Below are 16,807 nucleotides of genomic sequence, written 5' to 3'. Positions count from 1 at the left end.
GTCAGTGGGCTAGCGCCAGAATTTCTTCGTACAGCGTGCGCGGCACGGCGGCGCCCTCGCGCAGGCTGCGCTCGCGTGCGGCGTGGCGGCGCTGCGATGGCAGGCGCGCGCCCTGGTCGGTGATCGATGACAGCAGCACCTCGGCGCGCTGCTGGGCCTGGGCCAGGTCGCCGCCCGACAGCTGGATCGGGTCGAACGCCAGGATCAGCTCGCCGTGGCAGGGCGCGGCGCCGGCGCCATCGTCGAACGCCAGCGACTCCTGACTGATCCAGTCGCCGATCAGCGCGCCGGCCATCAACTCGACCATGGCGGCCAGCGCCGAGCCCTTGTGGCCGCCAAAAGTGCGCATTGCACCCTGGGCCACCGCGATGGGGTCAGTGCTCTCGCGCCCCTGGGCGTCCACGCCGCAGCCCGGCGGCAGCGGCGTGCCGGCGCGCCGGTGCAGCTCCAGGTCGCCGCGGGCGATGGCGCTGGTCGCCAGGTCGAACACGAAGGGTGTGGGGCCGGGGCGAGGCCAGCCAAAGGCGATTGGGTTGGTGCCGAATACCGGCTTGTGTCCGCCCGCAGGCGCAACCCAGGAGTGGCTGGGCGTCAACGCCAGCGCTGCCAGGCCGTGGGCGGTGATGTCCTCGACCTCGGGCCACAGCGCCGAGAAGTGAAAGCATTGCTGAATGACGAGCGCGCCCAGGCCATACGTGCGCGCCGCCTCGACCAGCGCCGGCAGGCCGCGCTCGAAGGCCAGCGGCGAGAACGCGCGCCGCGCGTCCACGCGCACGACGGCGCCGCGCGTCGGGTGGACGACGGGCTCGGCCTGCAGGTCGACCTTGCCGCTGGCCGCCGTCTGGCTGCAGGTGATCAGGCGGTACAGGCCATGCGATGCGCAGTCGTCGCGCTGGCCGGCGACGATGGTGCGCGCCATGGCCTGGGCGTGCGCGGGCGACAGGCCTTGGCGCGCCAGCACGCGGCAGGCCAGATCGTGCAGCTGAGCCAGCGGCAGGCGCACGGTGGTGGAAGAGTCGGCAGAGGTCATGGCACAGGGGCGTCGCAGGAGCTGGCCATGCCCGCAAGCGTTGCAAGGCGGGCCGGGGCCAGCAGATGGTGGGCGGGGGCGGGCGTCCAACCATACAGGAACTGCGCGGCCGCGCCGCACACACGGCCCTGGCATGCGCCCATGCCGCAGCGCGTGTGCAGCTTGGCGTCTATCCAGTCGCTGCGCGGCGCAAGCTGGCCGTGCGCCACGTCCTCGCAGCGGCACACCAGCGTGTCGGCCTGCGGCAGCTGGCGCAGTGCGGGATCGAGCGCAAAACTGCGCCGCAGCGCGTCGGCAAAACCCTGCCAGCGCAGGCGCCGTCCGGTCAGCGCCTGCGCGACGTGCAGTTCGCCGACGGCGGCGTGGCCGGCAATCGCGCCTTCGGCCAGCGCTTTTTCGCTGCCGCCAAAGCCGGTGCACTCGCCTGCGGCCCACACTTGGGCCACGCCGGTGGCCTGCAGCGTGTCGACCTGCAGGCCTTGGTGCGCGTTCAGCGCGCAGCCCAGCAGCTGGCCCAGCTGTGTGTTGGGCACCAGGCCAAAGCCGCAGGCCAGGCGGTCGCAGGCGATGGCCTCCTGTGCCGCGCCGTTGGTCAGCGTGACGCTGGCCAGCCGATCGTCGCCATGGGCTTGCGCCACGTGCCAGCCCACACGCAGCGCCGGGCTGGCCAGGCTTGCAGCCTGCGCCGCCTTGGCCGGCCAGCGCGGCAGCTGCGCGGCAAAGCCCAGCAGTGCCGGCCAGCGGGTCTGCTCGGCAATGCGCAGCACCTGGGCGCCAGCCTGCCGGGCGGTGTGCGCGGCGGCCAGCAGCAGCGGGCCGCTGCCGGCGACGACGATGCGCTCGCCGCGCACCGCAAGCCCTGCCTTGATCAGCGCCTGCAGGCCGCCGGCGCCGGTCACGCCTGGCAGCGTCCAGCCGGCAAAGGGCAGCAGCAGCTCGCGCGCGCCGGTGCACAGAATCAGGCGCCCGCTGGTCTGCAGCCAGCCTTGTTCGGCGTTTTCCAGCAGCAGGGCAGGCGCCTGGCCGGGCGTGCCGGCCGGCCCCAGGCCGACGACGCGGGTGCCGCCCAGCCAGCGAATGTTGGCGTGGCGCTGCAGCTGCTCGCGCAGCGCGTGCGCCTGCGCTGGCAGCTGGGCCTGCGGGCCGGCCCGCCAGATCTGGCCGCCGGGCGCGGGGTTGTCGTCGACCAGCACGATGGCGGCGCCGCTGGGCGCTGCTGCCAGTGCAGCGGCCAGCCCGGCCGGGCCGGCGCCGATGATCAGCAGGTCGCAGTGGCGCGGGCCACTCGCCAATGCGCCGGGCGGGGCGTGTGGCACGTCGTCCGGCAGCGCAGGGTCGGCCGCGCCGGTGATGACCTGCATGCCTGGCGCGCACGGCGTCTGGCAGGCCAGGCGGCGCTGGCCATCGACCTCGACGCGGCATTCATGGCACACGCCCATGCCGCACAGCGGCGCGCGCAGCGCACCGCCGACCGCGCGGCGCGTGGTGCCCGGAGGGCGCAGCGCCAGCGCAGCGGCCAGGCTGATGCCGGCGGTCACCTGCAGCAGCGCGCCGTCGACCGTGATCGTGAGCGGGGCGGCGGCGGTGTTCATGCGGCCCACTCCAGGCGGGTCGGCGCGTAGGGCGCGGGGTCGATGCAGGGCACGCTGCCGGTGATCTGCGCGGCGATCAGCTTGCCGGTGGCCGGCGCAGCGGTCACGCCCAGGCCTTCATGGCCGACGGCCAGCCACAGGCGCTCCAGCCGCGGGTGCGCGCCAATCAGCGGCAAGCCGTCGGGCGTGGCCGCGCGAAAACCTGCCCAGGTGCGGATGATGTTGCATTGCGCCAGCGCAGGTGCGTAGCGCAGAGCGCGGCGCAACATGCGCGCCAGCAGCGCGTTGTCGATCTGCCGGTCCTGTGTGTCGAACGCGCGCGAGGAGCCGATCAGGAGCTGGCCCGTGGGGCGCGGCTGCAGGTTGAACGCCACCGACGTGCCCTCGCTGTGGTGGGCACTGTGGATGTAGCCCAGCTCGACGACCTGGTGGCGCAGCCAGCCGGGGTAGCGGTCGGTGATCGCCAGCTGCCCCTTCTTGGCGCGCAGCGGCAGGCCGGGGCACAGTGCGGCAGCATGCAGGCCCGCGGCCAGCACGGTGGCGCCGGCACTCAAACGGCTGCCGTCGGCCAGGTGCACGCCGTCGGCGTCGATGCGCACTGCGCGCGCCTGCGTGACCTGGATGCGCGCGCCGTGGCGGCGCAGCAGCCAGGCGGCGGCGTTGGGCGCGTAGACGATGGCGTCGCCCGGCACGCGCAGCGCGCCGCACAGCTGGGGCGCCAGCAGCGGCTCGGTGCGGCTCAGCTGGGCGGCATCCAGCAGATCGCAGACCACGCCCAGCGCCTGCAGGCGCGCGTGCTTGCGCTCGGCCTCGTGCATTTCGGCGTCGTTGGCGGCCACCCACAGCGTGCCGCTGGCGGTGTAGGCCGCATCGGGCGCCTCGCGCTGCAGCGCCGGGCGCAGCGCCTGCCACTGGGCCAGAGACGCCTGGCTGAGCGCAAGCTCGGCCGGGTTGTCGTCCATCAGCACCAGGTGGCCCATGCCGGCGGCGGTTGCGCCGCCGATGCGCGCGTCGATCACCCGCACCGACAGGCCTGAGCGGGCCAGCGCGTCGGCGCAGGCCGCGCCCACGATGCCGGCGCCGATGATGACGACGTCGCTGGTGCTCATGCGCCGGCGCCCGGCGCGATGCCCCAGCCGAATGGGTCGCCGGGTTCGATCAGCAGCGTGGCGTCGGCGCTGATGTGCGCGCGCCCACGCAGCGTGGGCAGGATGCGCCCGTCGCCCGCGCTCTGGTAGCTGGCCTCGAAGTGGCTGCCGATGATGCTGGCCTGGCGCCAGACCTGGCCCGGCGCCAGCCTGCCGTCGGCGGCAAGACACGCCAGCTTGGCGCTGGTGCCGGTGCCGCAGGGCGAGCGGTCGTAGGCGCGGCCCGGGCAGAGCACGAAGTTGCGGCTGTCGAACTGCGCGTCGTCGGCAAACAGCTCGATGTGGTCGATCACGCCGCCGTCGTTGCCGCGCACGCCCGCTGCCTGCAACGCCTGGCGCAGCGCCCAGGCGTAGTCGGTGAGCTGCGCGATGTTGTCGCTGGCGACGCGCTGGCCGTGGTCGCTGACCAGGAAGAACCAGTTGCCGCCCCAGGCCACGTCGCCCACGACGCGCCCGTGGCCCGGCACGTCGACCGACAGGCCCTGGTGCAGGCGATAGGCGGGCACGTTGCGCACGCTGACGCTGCCATCGTCGTGCAGCGTGGTCGTGACAAGGCCGACCGGCGTCTCGATGCGGTGCTCGCCCGGCGCGATGCGCTCCAGGTAGGCCAGCGACGCGACGAGGCCGATCGTGCCGTGGCCGCACATGCCCAGGTATCCGGTGTTGTTGAAGAAGATGACGCCCGCGGTGTTTGCCGCGTCCTGCGGTGCGCACAGCAGCGCGCCGACGACGACGTCGCTGCCGCGAGGCTCCAGCACCGTCGCCCGGCGCCAGGCGTCGTGGTGCTCGGCCAACAGCGTGCGGCGCTCGGCCATGGTGCCGCTGCCCAGGTCGGGAAAGCCTTTCATCACCAGGCGCGTGGGCTCGCCGCCGGTGTGCGAATCAATGACGTGAATGCGTTGCATGGAATTGAATCGTGGCATGTCTTGTAAATATATTAAATAGATATTTATTGCTCTGCAATGGTAAGGCAACCCTGGTGCCGACCGAGCGTGACCCTGGTGCCGGCCCATGTATGGACGGCGCACCACAATGGCGCCGTGTCCCGTCCATCATGCGGCCCGGCCACCGGGGCTGGCGCAGCGGGGCGTGAGGAGTGCGCAACATGCAAGGGCATCATCCATCGGCTTCGGGGGCGGCGGCTCCGGGCGGCGGCGCACCGGCCGGCGATGCTCTGGCACATATGCACGCCGCGCTGGGCCAGGCGCTGGCGGTGGCGCCGTCGTTTTTGCGCGGGGAGGTGGATGCCGGCCACATGGCAAACACCATGGTCGCGGCGGCGCGCCAGGGTCTGCAGGCCGGCGCGTCGCTCGAACCGCCAGCGCAGGCGCGCGCACTGGGCGCGGCGCTGCACGAGCTGCAGGTCTGCGGCTCGGGCTATCTGGCCGGGCGCTGCGACGGCGCCTGTGTCGCGCGCACCATGACGGCGATGCTGCGCGAGTTTGGACGCTGACTTCTTGCGCGGCGGCGTTTCGTATCAATGCGCCGCCGAAGCCCCGGGCGAGCCGTCGCCCACCGTGGGGCCGGGGCGGCTGGTCAGCCAGATCAGCATGATCAGGCCCAGGAAGACATAGGCCGAGCCCAGGAAGATGTCGTCGGCCGCGCGGGTGTAGGCCTGCTGGTCGATCATGCGGTTGATCTGCACCAGCGCCTGCTCGTGGCTCAGGCCGGCGGCGGTCATCTTCTCCAGCGTCTGCGCAAATACGCCCTGGCCGGCGACCAGCGCCTCGGTCAGGTGGGCGTGGTGCAGCGACGCGCGGCTGTCCCACCAGGTCGTGGCGATCGAGGTGCCCATGGCGCCGGCGGTGATGCGCACGAAGTTGGACAGGCCGGCGGCGGCCGGAATGCGGTGGTGGGGCAGGTTGGACAGCGTGATGGTGGTCAGCGGGATGAAGAAGAACGACATGGCAGCGCCCTGGATCACCGTCGGAATGATGATCTGGATCAGGCTGGTTTCGGTCGTGAACTGTGCGCGCATCCACAGCACCAGGCTGAAGACGATGAACGCGACCGTCGCCATGGTGCGCGGATCCCAGTGGCTCACCTTGCGCCCGGCCAGCGGCGTCAACGCAATGGCCAGCACGCCGACGGGCGCCAGCGCCATGCCGGCGGCCGTTGCGGTGTAGCCCATGTATTGCTGCAGCCACAGCGGCAGCAGCACCACGTTGCCAAAAAACAATCCATACGCCACCGACAGTGCGACCACGCCGAACGCGAAGTTGCGCTGGCCGAACAGCCGCAGGTCGACCACCGGGTGCTCGTCGGTCAGCTCCCACACCAGAAACACAGCCAGGCCGACGACGGCGACGACGGCCATCGTGATGATCTCGCCCGAGGCGAACCAGTCCAGCTCCTTGCCCTTGTCCAGCATCAGTTGCAGCGCGCCCACCCACAGCACCAGCAGCGACAGGCCGATGGTGTCGATGGGCAGCTTGCGCGTGGGCGTCTCGCGGTGGCGGTACAGGCTCCAGGTCAGCGCCGCGGCGACGATGCCCACGGGCACGTTGATGTAGAAGATCCAGGGCCAGGCGATGTTGTCGGTGATCCAGCCGCCCAGAAGCGGCCCGACGACGGGCGCGACCAGCGTCGTCATGCCCCACATGGCCAGCGCCATGCCGGCGCGCGCAACCGGGTAGCTGGCCAGCAGCAGGGTTTGCGACAGCGGGATCATCGGCCCGGCGACGGCGCCCTGCAGCACGCGGAAGAACACCAGTGTCTCCAGCGACCAGGCAAAGCCGCACAACCACGAGGTGAGCACGAACAGCAGCACGCTGGCGGTGAACAGGCGCACCGCGCCAAAGCGCTGTGTGAGCCAGCCGGTCAGCGGCACCGAGATGGCGTTGGCCACGCCGAAACTGGTGATGACCCAGGTGCCCTGCTGGGGGCTGACGCCCAGGTCGCCGGCAATGGCGGGCAGCGAGACGTTGGCGATCGACGAGTCGAGCACGTTCATGAACGTGGCCAGCGACAGCGACAGCGTGCCCAGCACCAGCGCCATGCCCTGGAGCGGCGGGTGGGGCGCGGCGGCGCTGGCGGGCGCGTCGTTCTCGCGCTCGGGCGGCGGGGCGTCGCCCGCGGAGAGGGTGGCGGCGTCGCTCATGCTTTACCGCGCCGCTGACTGCGCGCGCGCCTGGCCTGCGGCCGCGTGGCGGCCCAGGTTGTCGGCAATGATGCGTGCGACCAGCGCGTCGGCCGAGCTCAGCTGCTCGTCGAACACGCTGGTGGCGGCCACCGGGTCCTGGCGCTCGGCGCTTGGCAGCACCGCGCCGCTCTGGTCGCGGATGTCGACCGACACGTCCATCGACAGGCCCACGCGCAGCGGGTGTTCGGCCAGATCCTTGGGGTCGAGCGTGATGCGCACCGGCACGCGCTGCACCACCTTGATCCAGTTGCCGGTGGCGTTCTGCGCCGGCAGCAGCGCAAACGCCGCGCCGGTGCCCGCGCCCAGGCCGACGACGCGGCCGTGGTAGCTGACCTTGTCGCCGTACAGGTCGGCCACCAGCGTGGCGGCCTGGCCAATGCGGATGTCCCTGAGCTGGCTTTCCTTGAAGTTGGCGTCGACCCACAGCTGGGTGAGCGGCACGACGGTCATCACCGGCGCGCCAGCGGCAATGCGCTGGCCGATCTGCACGCCGCGCTTGGCCACCTGGCCGTCAAGCGGCGCCAACAGGTGGGTGCGCTGCTCGGCCAGCCAGGCCTGGCGCAGCTGCGCTGCGGCAGCCAGCACGCCCGGGTGCCGGGCCACGTCCACGCCCTCGGTCTGCGCGGCGCTGGCGGCCAACTGCTCCTGCGCCGCAGCAATGGCCGACTGCGCGGCGGCCACGGCCGACTGCGCCGCGCTCAGCTGCGCGCTGGCGTGCTGGTATTCCTCCTTGCCGACGGCGCCGCTGGCCGTCAGCGGTGCACGCCGGCGCACGTCGTCACGCAGGCGCTGCTCTTCGGCCTGGGCGCGCGCAAGCTCTGCGCGGCGCAGCTGCACCTGGGCCTGCAGCGCGGTGGTGTTGGCGTAGAGCTGGCGCACCTCGCGCACCGTGCTGGCCAGCTTGGCCTGGGCCTGGGCCAGTGCCACCTTGGTGTCGGCGTTGTCGAGCTCGACCAGCGGCTGGCCGGCGCGCACGAAGTCGGTGTCGTCGGCGTGGATGGCAATGACGGTGCCGCCGATCTGGGGCGTGATCTGCACCACGTTGCCGGCCACGTAGGCGTTGTCGGTGGTCTCGAAGTTGCGGCTGTGCAGCCAGTGCCAGCCGCCCCAGGCCACGCCGGCGACGGTGCAGGCCAGGGCTATCAGGGTGAGGCCGCGGCGGCGCTTGGCGCGGGCGGACTGGGGAGAGGTGGTGGTGCTCATGGAAAGTGCTTTGTTGTTATCGGTTGTTCGAAAGCGGCGCTGCGGTCGTCGTGGCCGTTGCTGCCGTGGCGGGCAGCGGCGCGCCGTCGCCCGGCCAGCCGCCACCCAGCGCCTGCATCAGCGCGATGCGCGCGCTCAGCTGGCGCGCCAGCAAGTCCACTCCTTGCTGGCGCTGGGCCAGCACCTGGGTCTCGCTGGCCAGCACGACCAGGTAGCCGCCCAGGCCCGCGCGGTAGCGCTGCTGGGCAAAGTCGTAGGCCCTTTCGGCCGCGGCGCCGGCCTGGGCCTGCTGCGTCTGCTGGCGCGCCAGCGACTGCAGCGAGGCAATCGCGTCGCCCGCCTGCTGCGCGGCCTGCAGCACCAGCGCGTTGTACTGGGCGATGGCCGCGTCCTGCTCGGCGCGCTGGCTGCCCAGCTGGGCGCGCAGCAGGCCGCCGTCGAACAGCGGCAGGCGCAGCGCCGGCGCCACGCCAATCTGGCGCGAGCTGCCGCGCAGCAGCTGATCCAGCCCCAGCGCGTTGAGGCCGACGAAGGCGCCCAGGTTGATGTCGGGGTAGAAGGCCTTGCGCGCTGCATCGACGCCGTGCCCGGCCGCCTCGACGCGCCAGCGCGCGGCAACCACGTCGGGGCGGCGGCCCAGCAGGTCGGCGCCCAGTTGCGTGGGCATCTCGCCCGCGTGCAGCGCGGACAGCTGCGGCGCGAGGGTGGCCTGCGCATCGGGCGCCTGGCCGCACAGCACGGCCAGCTGGCGCCGCGTCAGCGTGATCTGCTCGTCCAGCGCCTCGATCTGGGTGCGGGCGTCGGGCACGGCGGCCTGGGTCTGCGCCAGCGTCACCTGGTTGTCCAGGCCTGCGTGCACGCGCTCTTCGGTCAGTGCCAGCTGCTCGCTGCGCTGCTCCAGCAGCCGCTGCATGACCCGCTGCTGCGCGTGCAGGCGCGCCAGCGCCACGTAGGCGTTGGCAACCTGCGCGGCCAGCACATTGGCGGCTTGGGCGGCGTCGGCCTGCGCGGCGCGCGCCTGGCCGAGCGCCGCTTGCAGCTCGGCCGCGTGGCGGCCAAAGAAGTCCAGCGACCACGACAGCGACGCCTGCAGGTTGGCGCTGTTGTAGGTATGGCCGGCCACGGGCGGCGGGATCATGCCGTTGGCGGTGTAGTGCTGGCGCGTCAGGTCGGCGCCCAGCTGCGCCTGCGGGCCGTTGGCCGCCTCGCGCACCTGGCTGAGCGCGATGGCCTGCTCCAGCCGCGCGCGAGCGATCGCCATGCTGGGGCTGTCCTGCAGCGCCTGCTGCACCAGGGCATCGAGCCGTGCATCGCCCAGCGCCTGCCACCACTGCGGCGGGGCCAGTGCGGCGGCGTCCGCGGATGCGTCCAGGCCGGCGGCCGCGGGTGTGCTCATGGCCAGCGGCGCACGATCCGGGCCGGGGTTGGCGCAGGCGCTCAGCAGCAGCGCGCAGGCCAGTGCCAGCGCGGCCGGTGGCCACCGGAGTGCGCCAGCAGCGCGTGGGGTGCCAGAAAAAATCATGGGGTGGTGTGGTTGTGAAAGGGGTTCAGCGCTGGCGCAGTGCCTCGCCGTTGGCGAGCATGCGCTGCAGCATGCGCAGCAGCAGCTGCCATTCGTCGTGGGTGAAGTCGCTCAGATGGCCGTTGAGCACGTCGGCCAGCACTGGCGGCACCAATGCGGCCGTGGTCTGGCCCGCTTCGGTCAGTGACAGGTGCACGACGCGGCGGTCGGCCGTCGAGCGCTCGCGCACGATCAGCCCCTTGGCCTGCAGGCGGTCGAGCACGCGGGTCATTGCTGCCGGGTCGGATTCGAGCTCGCGCGCCAGCGTGGCCAGCGTCGTGCCCTGCGGGCACATGGCCATGCGAAACAGCGGCCACCATTGGGTATAGGTCAGATCGTGCGCCGACAGGCGGGCGTCGATCTGGTTGCGCATCGAGGACATGACCCGGCGCATCAGGTAGCCAATGCTCTCGCCCGGCTCCAGGTGGGCCGGGTCGTAGAAGCGGGCGGCTGGCGGGGAGGGCGGTGCAGCGGACATGGTAGCGTATTTTATTGACGAGACAATGTTTGTCTAGACAAGTAATTGGTTTTTTTACGTGCCGCAACAGGCGCTTGCGCCCCGGATGCGCTCAGGCGTATTTGCTCAGAGCGTGTTTACGATCTCAGTGGGGACGGATGGAGCGACGACGGTTGTACCGCGCCCGGCCGTTTTCGCGGTGTACAGCGCCTGGTCGGCACGCTGCAGCAGCTGGCCCAGTGTTTCGCCGCTGCTTGCTTGTGCAATGCCGGCCGACAGCGTGATGGCGGGCAGTGCGGCGTCGCGGTTGGCCCGCATGCGGTGCAGTCGTGCAATGATGGTTTGTGCGGCCGCAGCGTCGGCGCCGGGCAGCAGAACCAGAAACTCTTCGCCGCCATAGCGCCCCAGCGTGTCGACCGAGCGCAGATGCTGCTGCGCCTGCTGGCAAAAATGCTGCAGTACTGCGTCGCCAATCGGGTGGCCGTAGCGGTCGTTGATGCGCTTGAAATGATCCAGGTCGATCAGCGCGATCGACAGGCAGGGGCCGCCGCAGGCCGGGCGGGCGGCCAGCGCCTGCTCGGCTGCTTCCAGGATGTGGCGGCGGTTGGCCACGCCGGTCAGCGCATCGGTGCGGGCTTCGTGCAGGGCGCAGGAGTGCGCCTGGCGGATGTCCAGCTCCTGGCGCTTGAGCGCGGTGATGTCGGAGCCGATCGTCAGCAGCCAGTCGCCGGGCAGCAGCATTTCTGTGAACTGCAGCCAGCGGCCGTCGCGCAGGTCGGTCGTGAGTTGGCGCAGCGGCGCACTGCGCCGGCGCGGCAGGATGTCGGCCAGAAAATCCTCGATGTCGCCGCAGTCGATGAACGAGCCCAGGCCCTGGCGCCAGCTGTGGCGCAGCACGTCGGCAAACGACAGCGGCAGCGGATGGCCGCCCAGGTAGATCGCGTCGAACGCAGTATTGGCGTAGCGCAGCATGTCCTGCGCGTCGTACAGCGCCACGGGCATGGCGCAGCCGGCCAGCGCCGGCGCAATGACTTGCTGCACCAGCGGCGGCAAGTCGGACAGGGGCAGGGCGGTGGTGGCGTCGAGCGTCGGATGCATTGCCGTGGTGGCGTCGGAGGCGAGGGCGTCAGGGGCAAAAGAAACAGTATGTTACTTGTTGTGCGGTGACCTTGTTCAGGGCCGGGTTGGATCGTCGTCCACCGACGCGCTCCAGCGCGCTCCCCAGCCGCGCTGCACCTGGTCGATGTTGCGCCGGTCGCGCTTGGTCGGGCGGCCGTCGCGCAGCGCGCTGGCCGGCTCGGGCGCCAGGCGGCGCGCCTGGGCGGCCTGCTCGCGCGCGGCAATACTCTCGGGCGTTTCCTCGTACAGCTGCTGCGCCACCGGCGCCGACCCGCGCATGGGGCTGAGCACGCGCACCACGACGGTGCGCTCCACCCACCCCTGGCGCAGCGCCACGGTGTCGCCCACACGAAGCTCGCGCGCTGGCTTGGCGTTCTGGCCGTTGACCTGCACGCGGCCCTTGTCGATCTCGTGGACGGCCAGCGCGCGCGTCTTGTAGAAGCGCGCGCACCACAGCCATTTGTCCAGGCGCATCGCGTTGGCATCGTGGGGGGAATGGGCTGGAGTAGTGCGCATCGGGGAGGTGAGTCCTTGTAGGAGGGGGTGTCGCCGCGATCCTAATGCCTCCTGTGGCCGCCTCGCGATTGGGAGCTGCGCGGATGGACGCGGTGCATGATGTGCGCAGCTTCGCTCACCCACCCGACGAGGAGGACACCATGCCGCGCACCTTGCCATTCATGATGCAGCGCCCTGTAGCGACGTCGAATCCATCCCGCACGCGCCGGGCGGCCTTGGGCGCCGCGCTGCTGCTCTGGGCCGTGGCAGGAGTTGCGCAGGACTTCAACGCCCGCGCGCCCAACGCGGCGCGGCAGCGGCCGGCGTTTGCCGGCCAGACCCGGGCGCCGGTGATCGATGCGGGCGTGCAGTTGCGCACCCAGGTATTGGCCCGCGGCCTGGTTCACCCCTGGGGCATGGCCGAGCTGCCGGGCGGCAGCTGGCTGGTGACCGAGCGTCCGGGGCGGCTGCGGCGCATCGCAGCGGACGGCGCGGTGTCGCCGCCTATCAGCGGACTGCCGGCGGTCGACGCCCGCGGGCAGGGTGGGCTGCTGGACGTGGCGGTGCATGCCGACTTTGCCCAGACGCGCCAGCTGTGGTGGAGTTACGCCGAGCCGCGTGGCGGCGGGAAAAATGCCACCGCAGTGGCCACCGGCGTGCTGTCCGAAGACGGCAGCGCGCTGGAGCAGGTGCGCGTGATCTTTCGGCAAAACCCCGCCTGGGATTCAACCTACCACTTCGGCTCGCGCCTGGTGTTCGACCGCGAGGGCATGCTGTTCGTGACCACTGGCGAGCGCTCCGACCGCCGCGCCCGCCCGCTGGCGCAGGACGTGACCTCCCACCTGGGCAAGGTGCTGCGCATCGACCCGCAAAGCGGCGCCGCCGCCCCTGGCAACCCGGGCATCCACGGCGGTGTGCCGGAAATCTGGTCCTACGGCCACCGCAATGTGCAGTCGGCGGCGCTGGACGCGCAGGGCAGGCTGTGGATCGTCGAGCACGGCGCGCGCGGCGGCGACGAGCTGAACCAGCCCAGGGCCGGGCGCAATTACGGCTGGCCGGTCATCAGCTATGGCGAGGAGTACAGCGGCCTGGCCATCGGCCAGGGGCTGACCGCGAGGGACGGCATGGAGCAGCCGGTGTACTACTGGGATCCGGTGATCGCGCCCAGCGGCATGGCCTTCTATCAGGGAGCGCTGTTCCCGGGCTGGCAGGGCGACGTGCTGATCGGCGGGCTTGCGGGCCAGGCGCTGGTGCGGCTGACGCTGGCCGACGGCCGCGTGAGCGGCGAGGCCCGCTACTTGCAGGGCCAGGGCCGGGTGCGCGACGTGGCCGTCGCCTTTGATGGTGCCGTCATGCTGCTGACCGACGCCGAGGATGGTGCGCTGATCCGCGTGACGCCTATGGATTGACCCGCGGCGCCGCACGATGGCCGAAGCATCCTGGAACTGGCCGCGCCTTCAACAATTTAATTTATGCAGTGAATTTCCAATTCAGGACACTACGAGTCTGTCGGACTTGGAAATCGTCGGCTGCAAATCGACCGCAGCGGCTCATTTTTTACCGTCTTTTTGCCCAATAGCTCGGCTATTGGGCTGCAAATCCGGCAAAAACTGTGCTCGCTGGGGCCGATCCTCGCTTTCGACGCTCCAAGTCCGACAGCCTCCTAGGCGCCCATCCACCAGGTGAATGGTGCGCTCGCACTGCCGGGCGATGCGCTCGTCGTGCGTCACCATCAGCACGGCGCAGCCCAGTTCCTGCTGAAAGCGGCGAAACAGGGCAAATACTTCGGCTGCGGAATGGCTGTCCAGGTTGCCTGTGGGTTCGTCCGCCAGCACCAGGGCCGGCTGCGTGACCAGGGCGCGGGCCACGGCCACGCGCTGCTGCTGGCCGCCGGAAAGCTGGTCGGGCCGGTGCCCGGCAAACCGCTCCAGCCCCACTTGGGCCAGCAGGTGCCGGGCAAATTCGGTTTGCGTGTGCGTGGGTTTGCGGCCGGCCAGCATCAGTGGCATCAACACGTTTTCCAGCGCGGTAAATGCCGTGATCAAGTGATGGAACTGGAACACGAAGCCAATGCTGCGCCCGCGCAATGCGGTGCGCTGGGCATCGTCCATACGATGGGTGGGCTGGCCCAGCACAAACAGCGCCCCGGCGGTGGGCGTATCCAGCAGCCCGATCAAATTCAGCAGCGTGCTTTTGCCGGAGCCGGAACTGCCCACCAGCGCGGCAAAGTCCTGGCGCTGCAGGCGCAGATGCAGGTCATGCAGCACCTGCACTTCGGTAGGCTTGCCCCGGTTGTAGTGCTTGCACAGGCCTTCCAGACGCAAGACTTCCTGGCCGTGCTCAGACATAGCGAATCGCCTCCACCGGGTTGAGCGCAGCGGCGCGGCGGGCGGGGATGGCGGCGGAGAGCACCCCGGTCAAGGTGGCCAGAAGCGTAGCCATCAAGGGCAGCCACAAGTCCACGGGAATGGAGAACAAATTGGCCGCAAAGGCGTTGAAAATGGCCACCAGCCCGTAGCTGCTCAGGCTTCCCAGCACCGCGCCCAGCAGGCCCAGGATGGCCCCTTGCAACAAAAATACGCGCCGTATTTGCTGCCTGCTGGCCCCCATGGCCCGCAGGATGCCGATTTCGCGCGTGCGCTGCACCACGCTGACGGCCAGCACGCTGGCAATGCCCAGCGATACGCTCAAGGCCACGAACAAGCCCACCATGCGGGTGGACAGGCGCTGCGATTGCAGGGCGTTCATCAGCTGGGTATTGGTTTCCATCCAGCTTTGCACTTTCAGGCCCGTCAGGCGCTGCAGGCGGGTGGCAATGGTCTGTGCTTCAAACAGGTCGTGCAGCTTGATGTCCAGGCTGCTGGCTGCGCCCGGCAGTTGCAGCAGCGACTGCACTTGCTGCATGTTCAGGTACACGTAGCGGGCATCCAGTTCGCGCACGCCCAGCTGAAAAATACCGGCGATGTTGACCACCCGCTCGCTGCCCTGGCCCGCATCCAGGCGCAGCTTGTCGCCCATGCGCAGGCCCAGGTCGGCGGCCAGTTGGCTACCGATCAGGGCATCTTCCGCGTGCAGGCGAAACTGGCCCTGCACGATGGCGCCCTCCAGATCCACGATGCGCCGGTAGCGCGGCGGGTCGATGCCCAGCAGCGTGACCGACACCGACGCCTGCCCCCGACGGGCAAAGGCCGGCCCGGCAATCAGGGGGGAGACGGCGGCCAGCGCGGGCATGACCTCCAGCAGGTCGCGCACCTGCTGCCAGTTGTTGATCGAGCGCAGGCGCTGGGCGCGTTGGCTCTCCAGCAGCAGTTGCACGCTGCCTGCGGGTGGCGGCGCGATGAGGTTGCGCTCCTGCGGCGGCTCGATGCGGATATGTGCCTGCGTGCCCAGGGTGCGGTGGATGATGTTGATCTGCAGGCCGTTGACCAGCGCCGTTAAAAACACCAGCACCGCCACGCCCACGGAAATGCCGACCAGAATCAGTACGCTCTGCGTTTTGCCATCGCGCAAGAACCGGGTGGCAATCTGCCATTCAGTCCACATGGCGGCCCCGCTATGGTGCCCAGGGCAGTTTTTGCGCCCGTACCCGCACGCGCTGGCCGGGGGCGAGCTCCGCCTGCCCATCGGCCAGCACCCAGTCGCCCGGCTGCACGCCTTGCATCACCTGGGTTTGCGCCAGCCCGCGCAGACCCAGGTGCAGCGTGCGGCGCTGGGCGCGGCCTTCCTCCACCACCCAGACCTGGGGCTGGCCTTGCTCCAGCCCGGCCACGGCATCGTTGGGAATGACGATGGCCCGGTCTTGCTGTCCGGTCTGGATGTTGACGGAAATCGTCATGTCCTGACGCAGAAAGTCGGGCACGGGCGCAACCGTCAGGCGCACGTCCACCGTGCCGCGCTGGGGGTCGATGCGTGGTGCAACAAAGCTGACCTGCGCGGCAAAGGGCTGGTAGGGGTAGGCATCGGCAATACAGGTGGCGCTCTGCCCCAGGGCCAGGGTTCCCAGGTTTTTCTCGTCCAGGGCGACCAGCACCTCGGTGTCTTCTGCACGGGCCATGTCGAACAGCACCTGGCCGGCTTGCACCACGTCGCCCGGTTCTGCATTGCGGGTCAGGATGGTGCCGGCCATTTCCGCGCGGATGGTGGTTTTGTCCAGCGCCGCCCGGGCGCTGGCAACGCGGGCCAGGGCCAGGGCTTCCTGGGGCTGGCCGGTCTGCAGGCTGCGGGCCTGCAGCTGTGCCTGCTCCATCGCCATACGGGCCTGGTGTTCTGCCTGGGCGGCTTGCTCCAACTCCTCATGGGCAATGGCTTGCTGGGCTGCCAAAGCGGTGCGGCGCTGCAGTTCACGCTGTGCCTGCCGCCATTGGGTCTGGGCATGTTGCCAGGCTTTGTGCGCCTGGGGGCGGGTGGAGTGCCGCAGCTCGGCCAGGGTCGCGCGGGCCTGGCGCAGCTCGGCCTCCTGTACGTCGGACTGCAGCACGGCCAGCACGTCGCCAGGCCGCACCTGGTCGCCTTCGCTCACGCGCCGCTCGCGCACGATGCCGGTGATGGCACTGCCCACCTGAGCCCGCGATACGGCCGTGACCCGGCCCGTGGCCACCACGGTTTGCACCAGAGGCTGTACGGTCACTTCATAGGCGGGCAACACCGGCCCGCGCATTTTTTGCACCATGCTGGCAGACAGCAGCAAGACGGCTGCGCCCACGGCCAGCGTTGTCACAACAGTGCGGCGGCGCATTACAGGGCGCCCCGAAGAGAAAAGCACATGGCCAGGAGGGAGGTAGGAGAGGAAAAGCCAGGTGTCGAGTGCCGGTCTCAACAACCAGGTGCTGGAGGACGCTCCCAAAAGTGAAGCGCAACACCACTTGTCGATATTCGCTGAATGGTTAGCGCTACTTTTTTCTCCGATGACCGCCATGAATTTCAGAAACGTCTAGGGCCTGTTAAGGACATTCTGAACAACTCGGCTGCGCAAGTGCTACATGGCTGATGTTTTTCAGATGACGCAATCGCACCGTTTTGCCCGCGTCCTTGCACCATTCTTGGTGCCTTTTCGGGCCATT

15 protein-coding genes are annotated in these 16,807 nt (G+C 70.2%); 2 read left to right on the top strand and 13 right to left on the bottom strand.

Annotation, left to right across the window (positions count from 1 at the left end; translation table 11 throughout):
- Position 1: 1 nt before the first annotated feature.
- Genes ABD767_RS10850 through ABD767_RS10835 form a run of 4 tightly spaced genes read right to left on the bottom strand, consistent with a single transcriptional unit; the run spans position 2 to position 4,675 of the window.
- Positions 2-1,030 (bottom strand): Ldh family oxidoreductase, encoded by a 1,029-nt coding sequence (locus ABD767_RS10850; RefSeq protein WP_103044499.1) that lies wholly within the window; start codon positions 1,028-1,030, stop codon positions 2-4.
- Complete coding sequence (locus ABD767_RS10845) at positions 1,027-2,622, bottom strand: FAD-dependent oxidoreductase (protein WP_344869669.1); 1,596 nt, start codon at positions 2,620-2,622, stop codon at positions 1,027-1,029. Before ABD767_RS10845 ends, ABD767_RS10850 begins: the two co-directional genes overlap by 4 nt.
- On the bottom strand, positions 2,619-3,731 hold the full coding sequence (locus tag ABD767_RS10840) for an NAD(P)/FAD-dependent oxidoreductase (protein WP_344869668.1): 1,113 nt from the start codon (positions 3,729-3,731) through the stop codon (positions 2,619-2,621). The genes ABD767_RS10845 and ABD767_RS10840 overlap by 4 nt, the downstream gene beginning before the upstream one ends.
- The gene (locus ABD767_RS10835; protein WP_344869667.1) at positions 3,728-4,675 is read right to left on the bottom strand and encodes a 4-hydroxyproline epimerase; all 948 of its coding nucleotides are present in this window, start codon (positions 4,673-4,675) and stop codon (positions 3,728-3,730) included. The genes ABD767_RS10840 and ABD767_RS10835 overlap by 4 nt, the downstream gene beginning before the upstream one ends.
- 200 nt (positions 4,676-4,875) lie before the next feature.
- Between ABD767_RS10835 and ABD767_RS10830 the strand changes: the two genes are divergently transcribed.
- The gene (locus ABD767_RS10830; RefSeq protein WP_344869666.1) at positions 4,876-5,223 is read left to right on the top strand and encodes a hypothetical protein; all 348 of its coding nucleotides are present in this window, start codon (positions 4,876-4,878) and stop codon (positions 5,221-5,223) included.
- Between the two features lie 24 nt (positions 5,224-5,247).
- Here the strand turns inward: ABD767_RS10830 and ABD767_RS10825 are convergent, their stop codons facing one another.
- The 6 genes from ABD767_RS10825 to ABD767_RS10800 form a co-directional block, all read right to left on the bottom strand.
- Positions 5,248-6,870: a DHA2 family efflux MFS transporter permease subunit gene (locus tag ABD767_RS10825; protein ID WP_103044495.1), complete on the bottom strand. Its 1,623-nt coding sequence runs from the start codon at positions 6,868-6,870 to the stop codon at positions 5,248-5,250.
- A 3-nt stretch (positions 6,871-6,873) separates the two neighbouring features.
- A complete protein-coding gene (locus ABD767_RS10820) occupies positions 6,874-8,115 on the bottom strand; it encodes an HlyD family secretion protein (RefSeq protein ID WP_103044494.1) in 1,242 nt (413 codons plus the stop codon).
- Positions 8,116-8,131: 16 nt separating this feature from the next.
- The gene (locus ABD767_RS10815; RefSeq protein WP_103044493.1) at positions 8,132-9,637 is read right to left on the bottom strand and encodes an efflux transporter outer membrane subunit; all 1,506 of its coding nucleotides are present in this window, start codon (positions 9,635-9,637) and stop codon (positions 8,132-8,134) included.
- 25 nt (positions 9,638-9,662) lie between these two features.
- Positions 9,663-10,154 carry a MarR family transcriptional regulator gene (locus ABD767_RS10810; protein ID WP_103044492.1) on the bottom strand — a complete coding sequence of 164 codons (492 nt, stop codon included), beginning with the start codon at positions 10,152-10,154 and terminating at the stop codon, positions 9,663-9,665.
- A 105-nt stretch (positions 10,155-10,259) separates the two neighbouring features.
- The gene (locus tag ABD767_RS10805; RefSeq protein WP_103044491.1) at positions 10,260-11,231 is read right to left on the bottom strand and encodes a diguanylate cyclase; all 972 of its coding nucleotides are present in this window, start codon (positions 11,229-11,231) and stop codon (positions 10,260-10,262) included.
- A gap of 75 nt (positions 11,232-11,306) precedes the next feature.
- Entirely contained in the window at positions 11,307-11,768 is a 462-nt protein-coding gene (locus ABD767_RS10800; RefSeq protein ID WP_425549916.1) for an RNA-binding S4 domain-containing protein, read from the bottom strand.
- A 140-nt stretch (positions 11,769-11,908) separates the two neighbouring features.
- Between ABD767_RS10800 and ABD767_RS10795 the strand changes: the two genes are divergently transcribed.
- Positions 11,909-13,156 (top strand): PQQ-dependent sugar dehydrogenase, encoded by a 1,248-nt coding sequence (locus ABD767_RS10795; RefSeq protein ID WP_344869665.1) that lies wholly within the window; start codon positions 11,909-11,911, stop codon positions 13,154-13,156.
- A 141-nt stretch (positions 13,157-13,297) separates the two neighbouring features.
- Here the strand turns inward: ABD767_RS10795 and ABD767_RS10790 are convergent, their stop codons facing one another.
- From ABD767_RS10790 to ABD767_RS10780, 3 genes are read right to left on the bottom strand one after another with little or no spacing between them, the layout of a single operon-like run.
- Positions 13,298-14,095 (bottom strand): ABC transporter ATP-binding protein, encoded by a 798-nt coding sequence (locus tag ABD767_RS10790; RefSeq protein WP_344869664.1) that lies wholly within the window; start codon positions 14,093-14,095, stop codon positions 13,298-13,300.
- Positions 14,088-15,290, bottom strand: a complete 1,203-nt coding sequence (locus ABD767_RS10785) for an ABC transporter permease (RefSeq protein ID WP_344869663.1) — start codon at positions 15,288-15,290, stop codon at positions 14,088-14,090. The genes ABD767_RS10790 and ABD767_RS10785 overlap by 8 nt, the downstream gene beginning before the upstream one ends.
- A 10-nt stretch (positions 15,291-15,300) precedes the next feature.
- Positions 15,301-16,449: an efflux RND transporter periplasmic adaptor subunit gene (locus tag ABD767_RS10780; RefSeq protein ID WP_344869662.1), complete on the bottom strand. Its 1,149-nt coding sequence runs from the start codon at positions 16,447-16,449 to the stop codon at positions 15,301-15,303.
- Positions 16,450-16,807: the final 358 nt, after the last annotated feature.

Origin of the sequence: Comamonas faecalis (assembly GCF_039538025.1) — a bacterium.
Taxonomy (GTDB): Bacteria; Pseudomonadota; Gammaproteobacteria; order Burkholderiales; family Burkholderiaceae_C; genus Comamonas_C; species Comamonas_C faecalis.
Note: the sequence above shows the minus strand (reverse complement) of the source record. Positions and strands in the feature narration are given on the sequence as shown.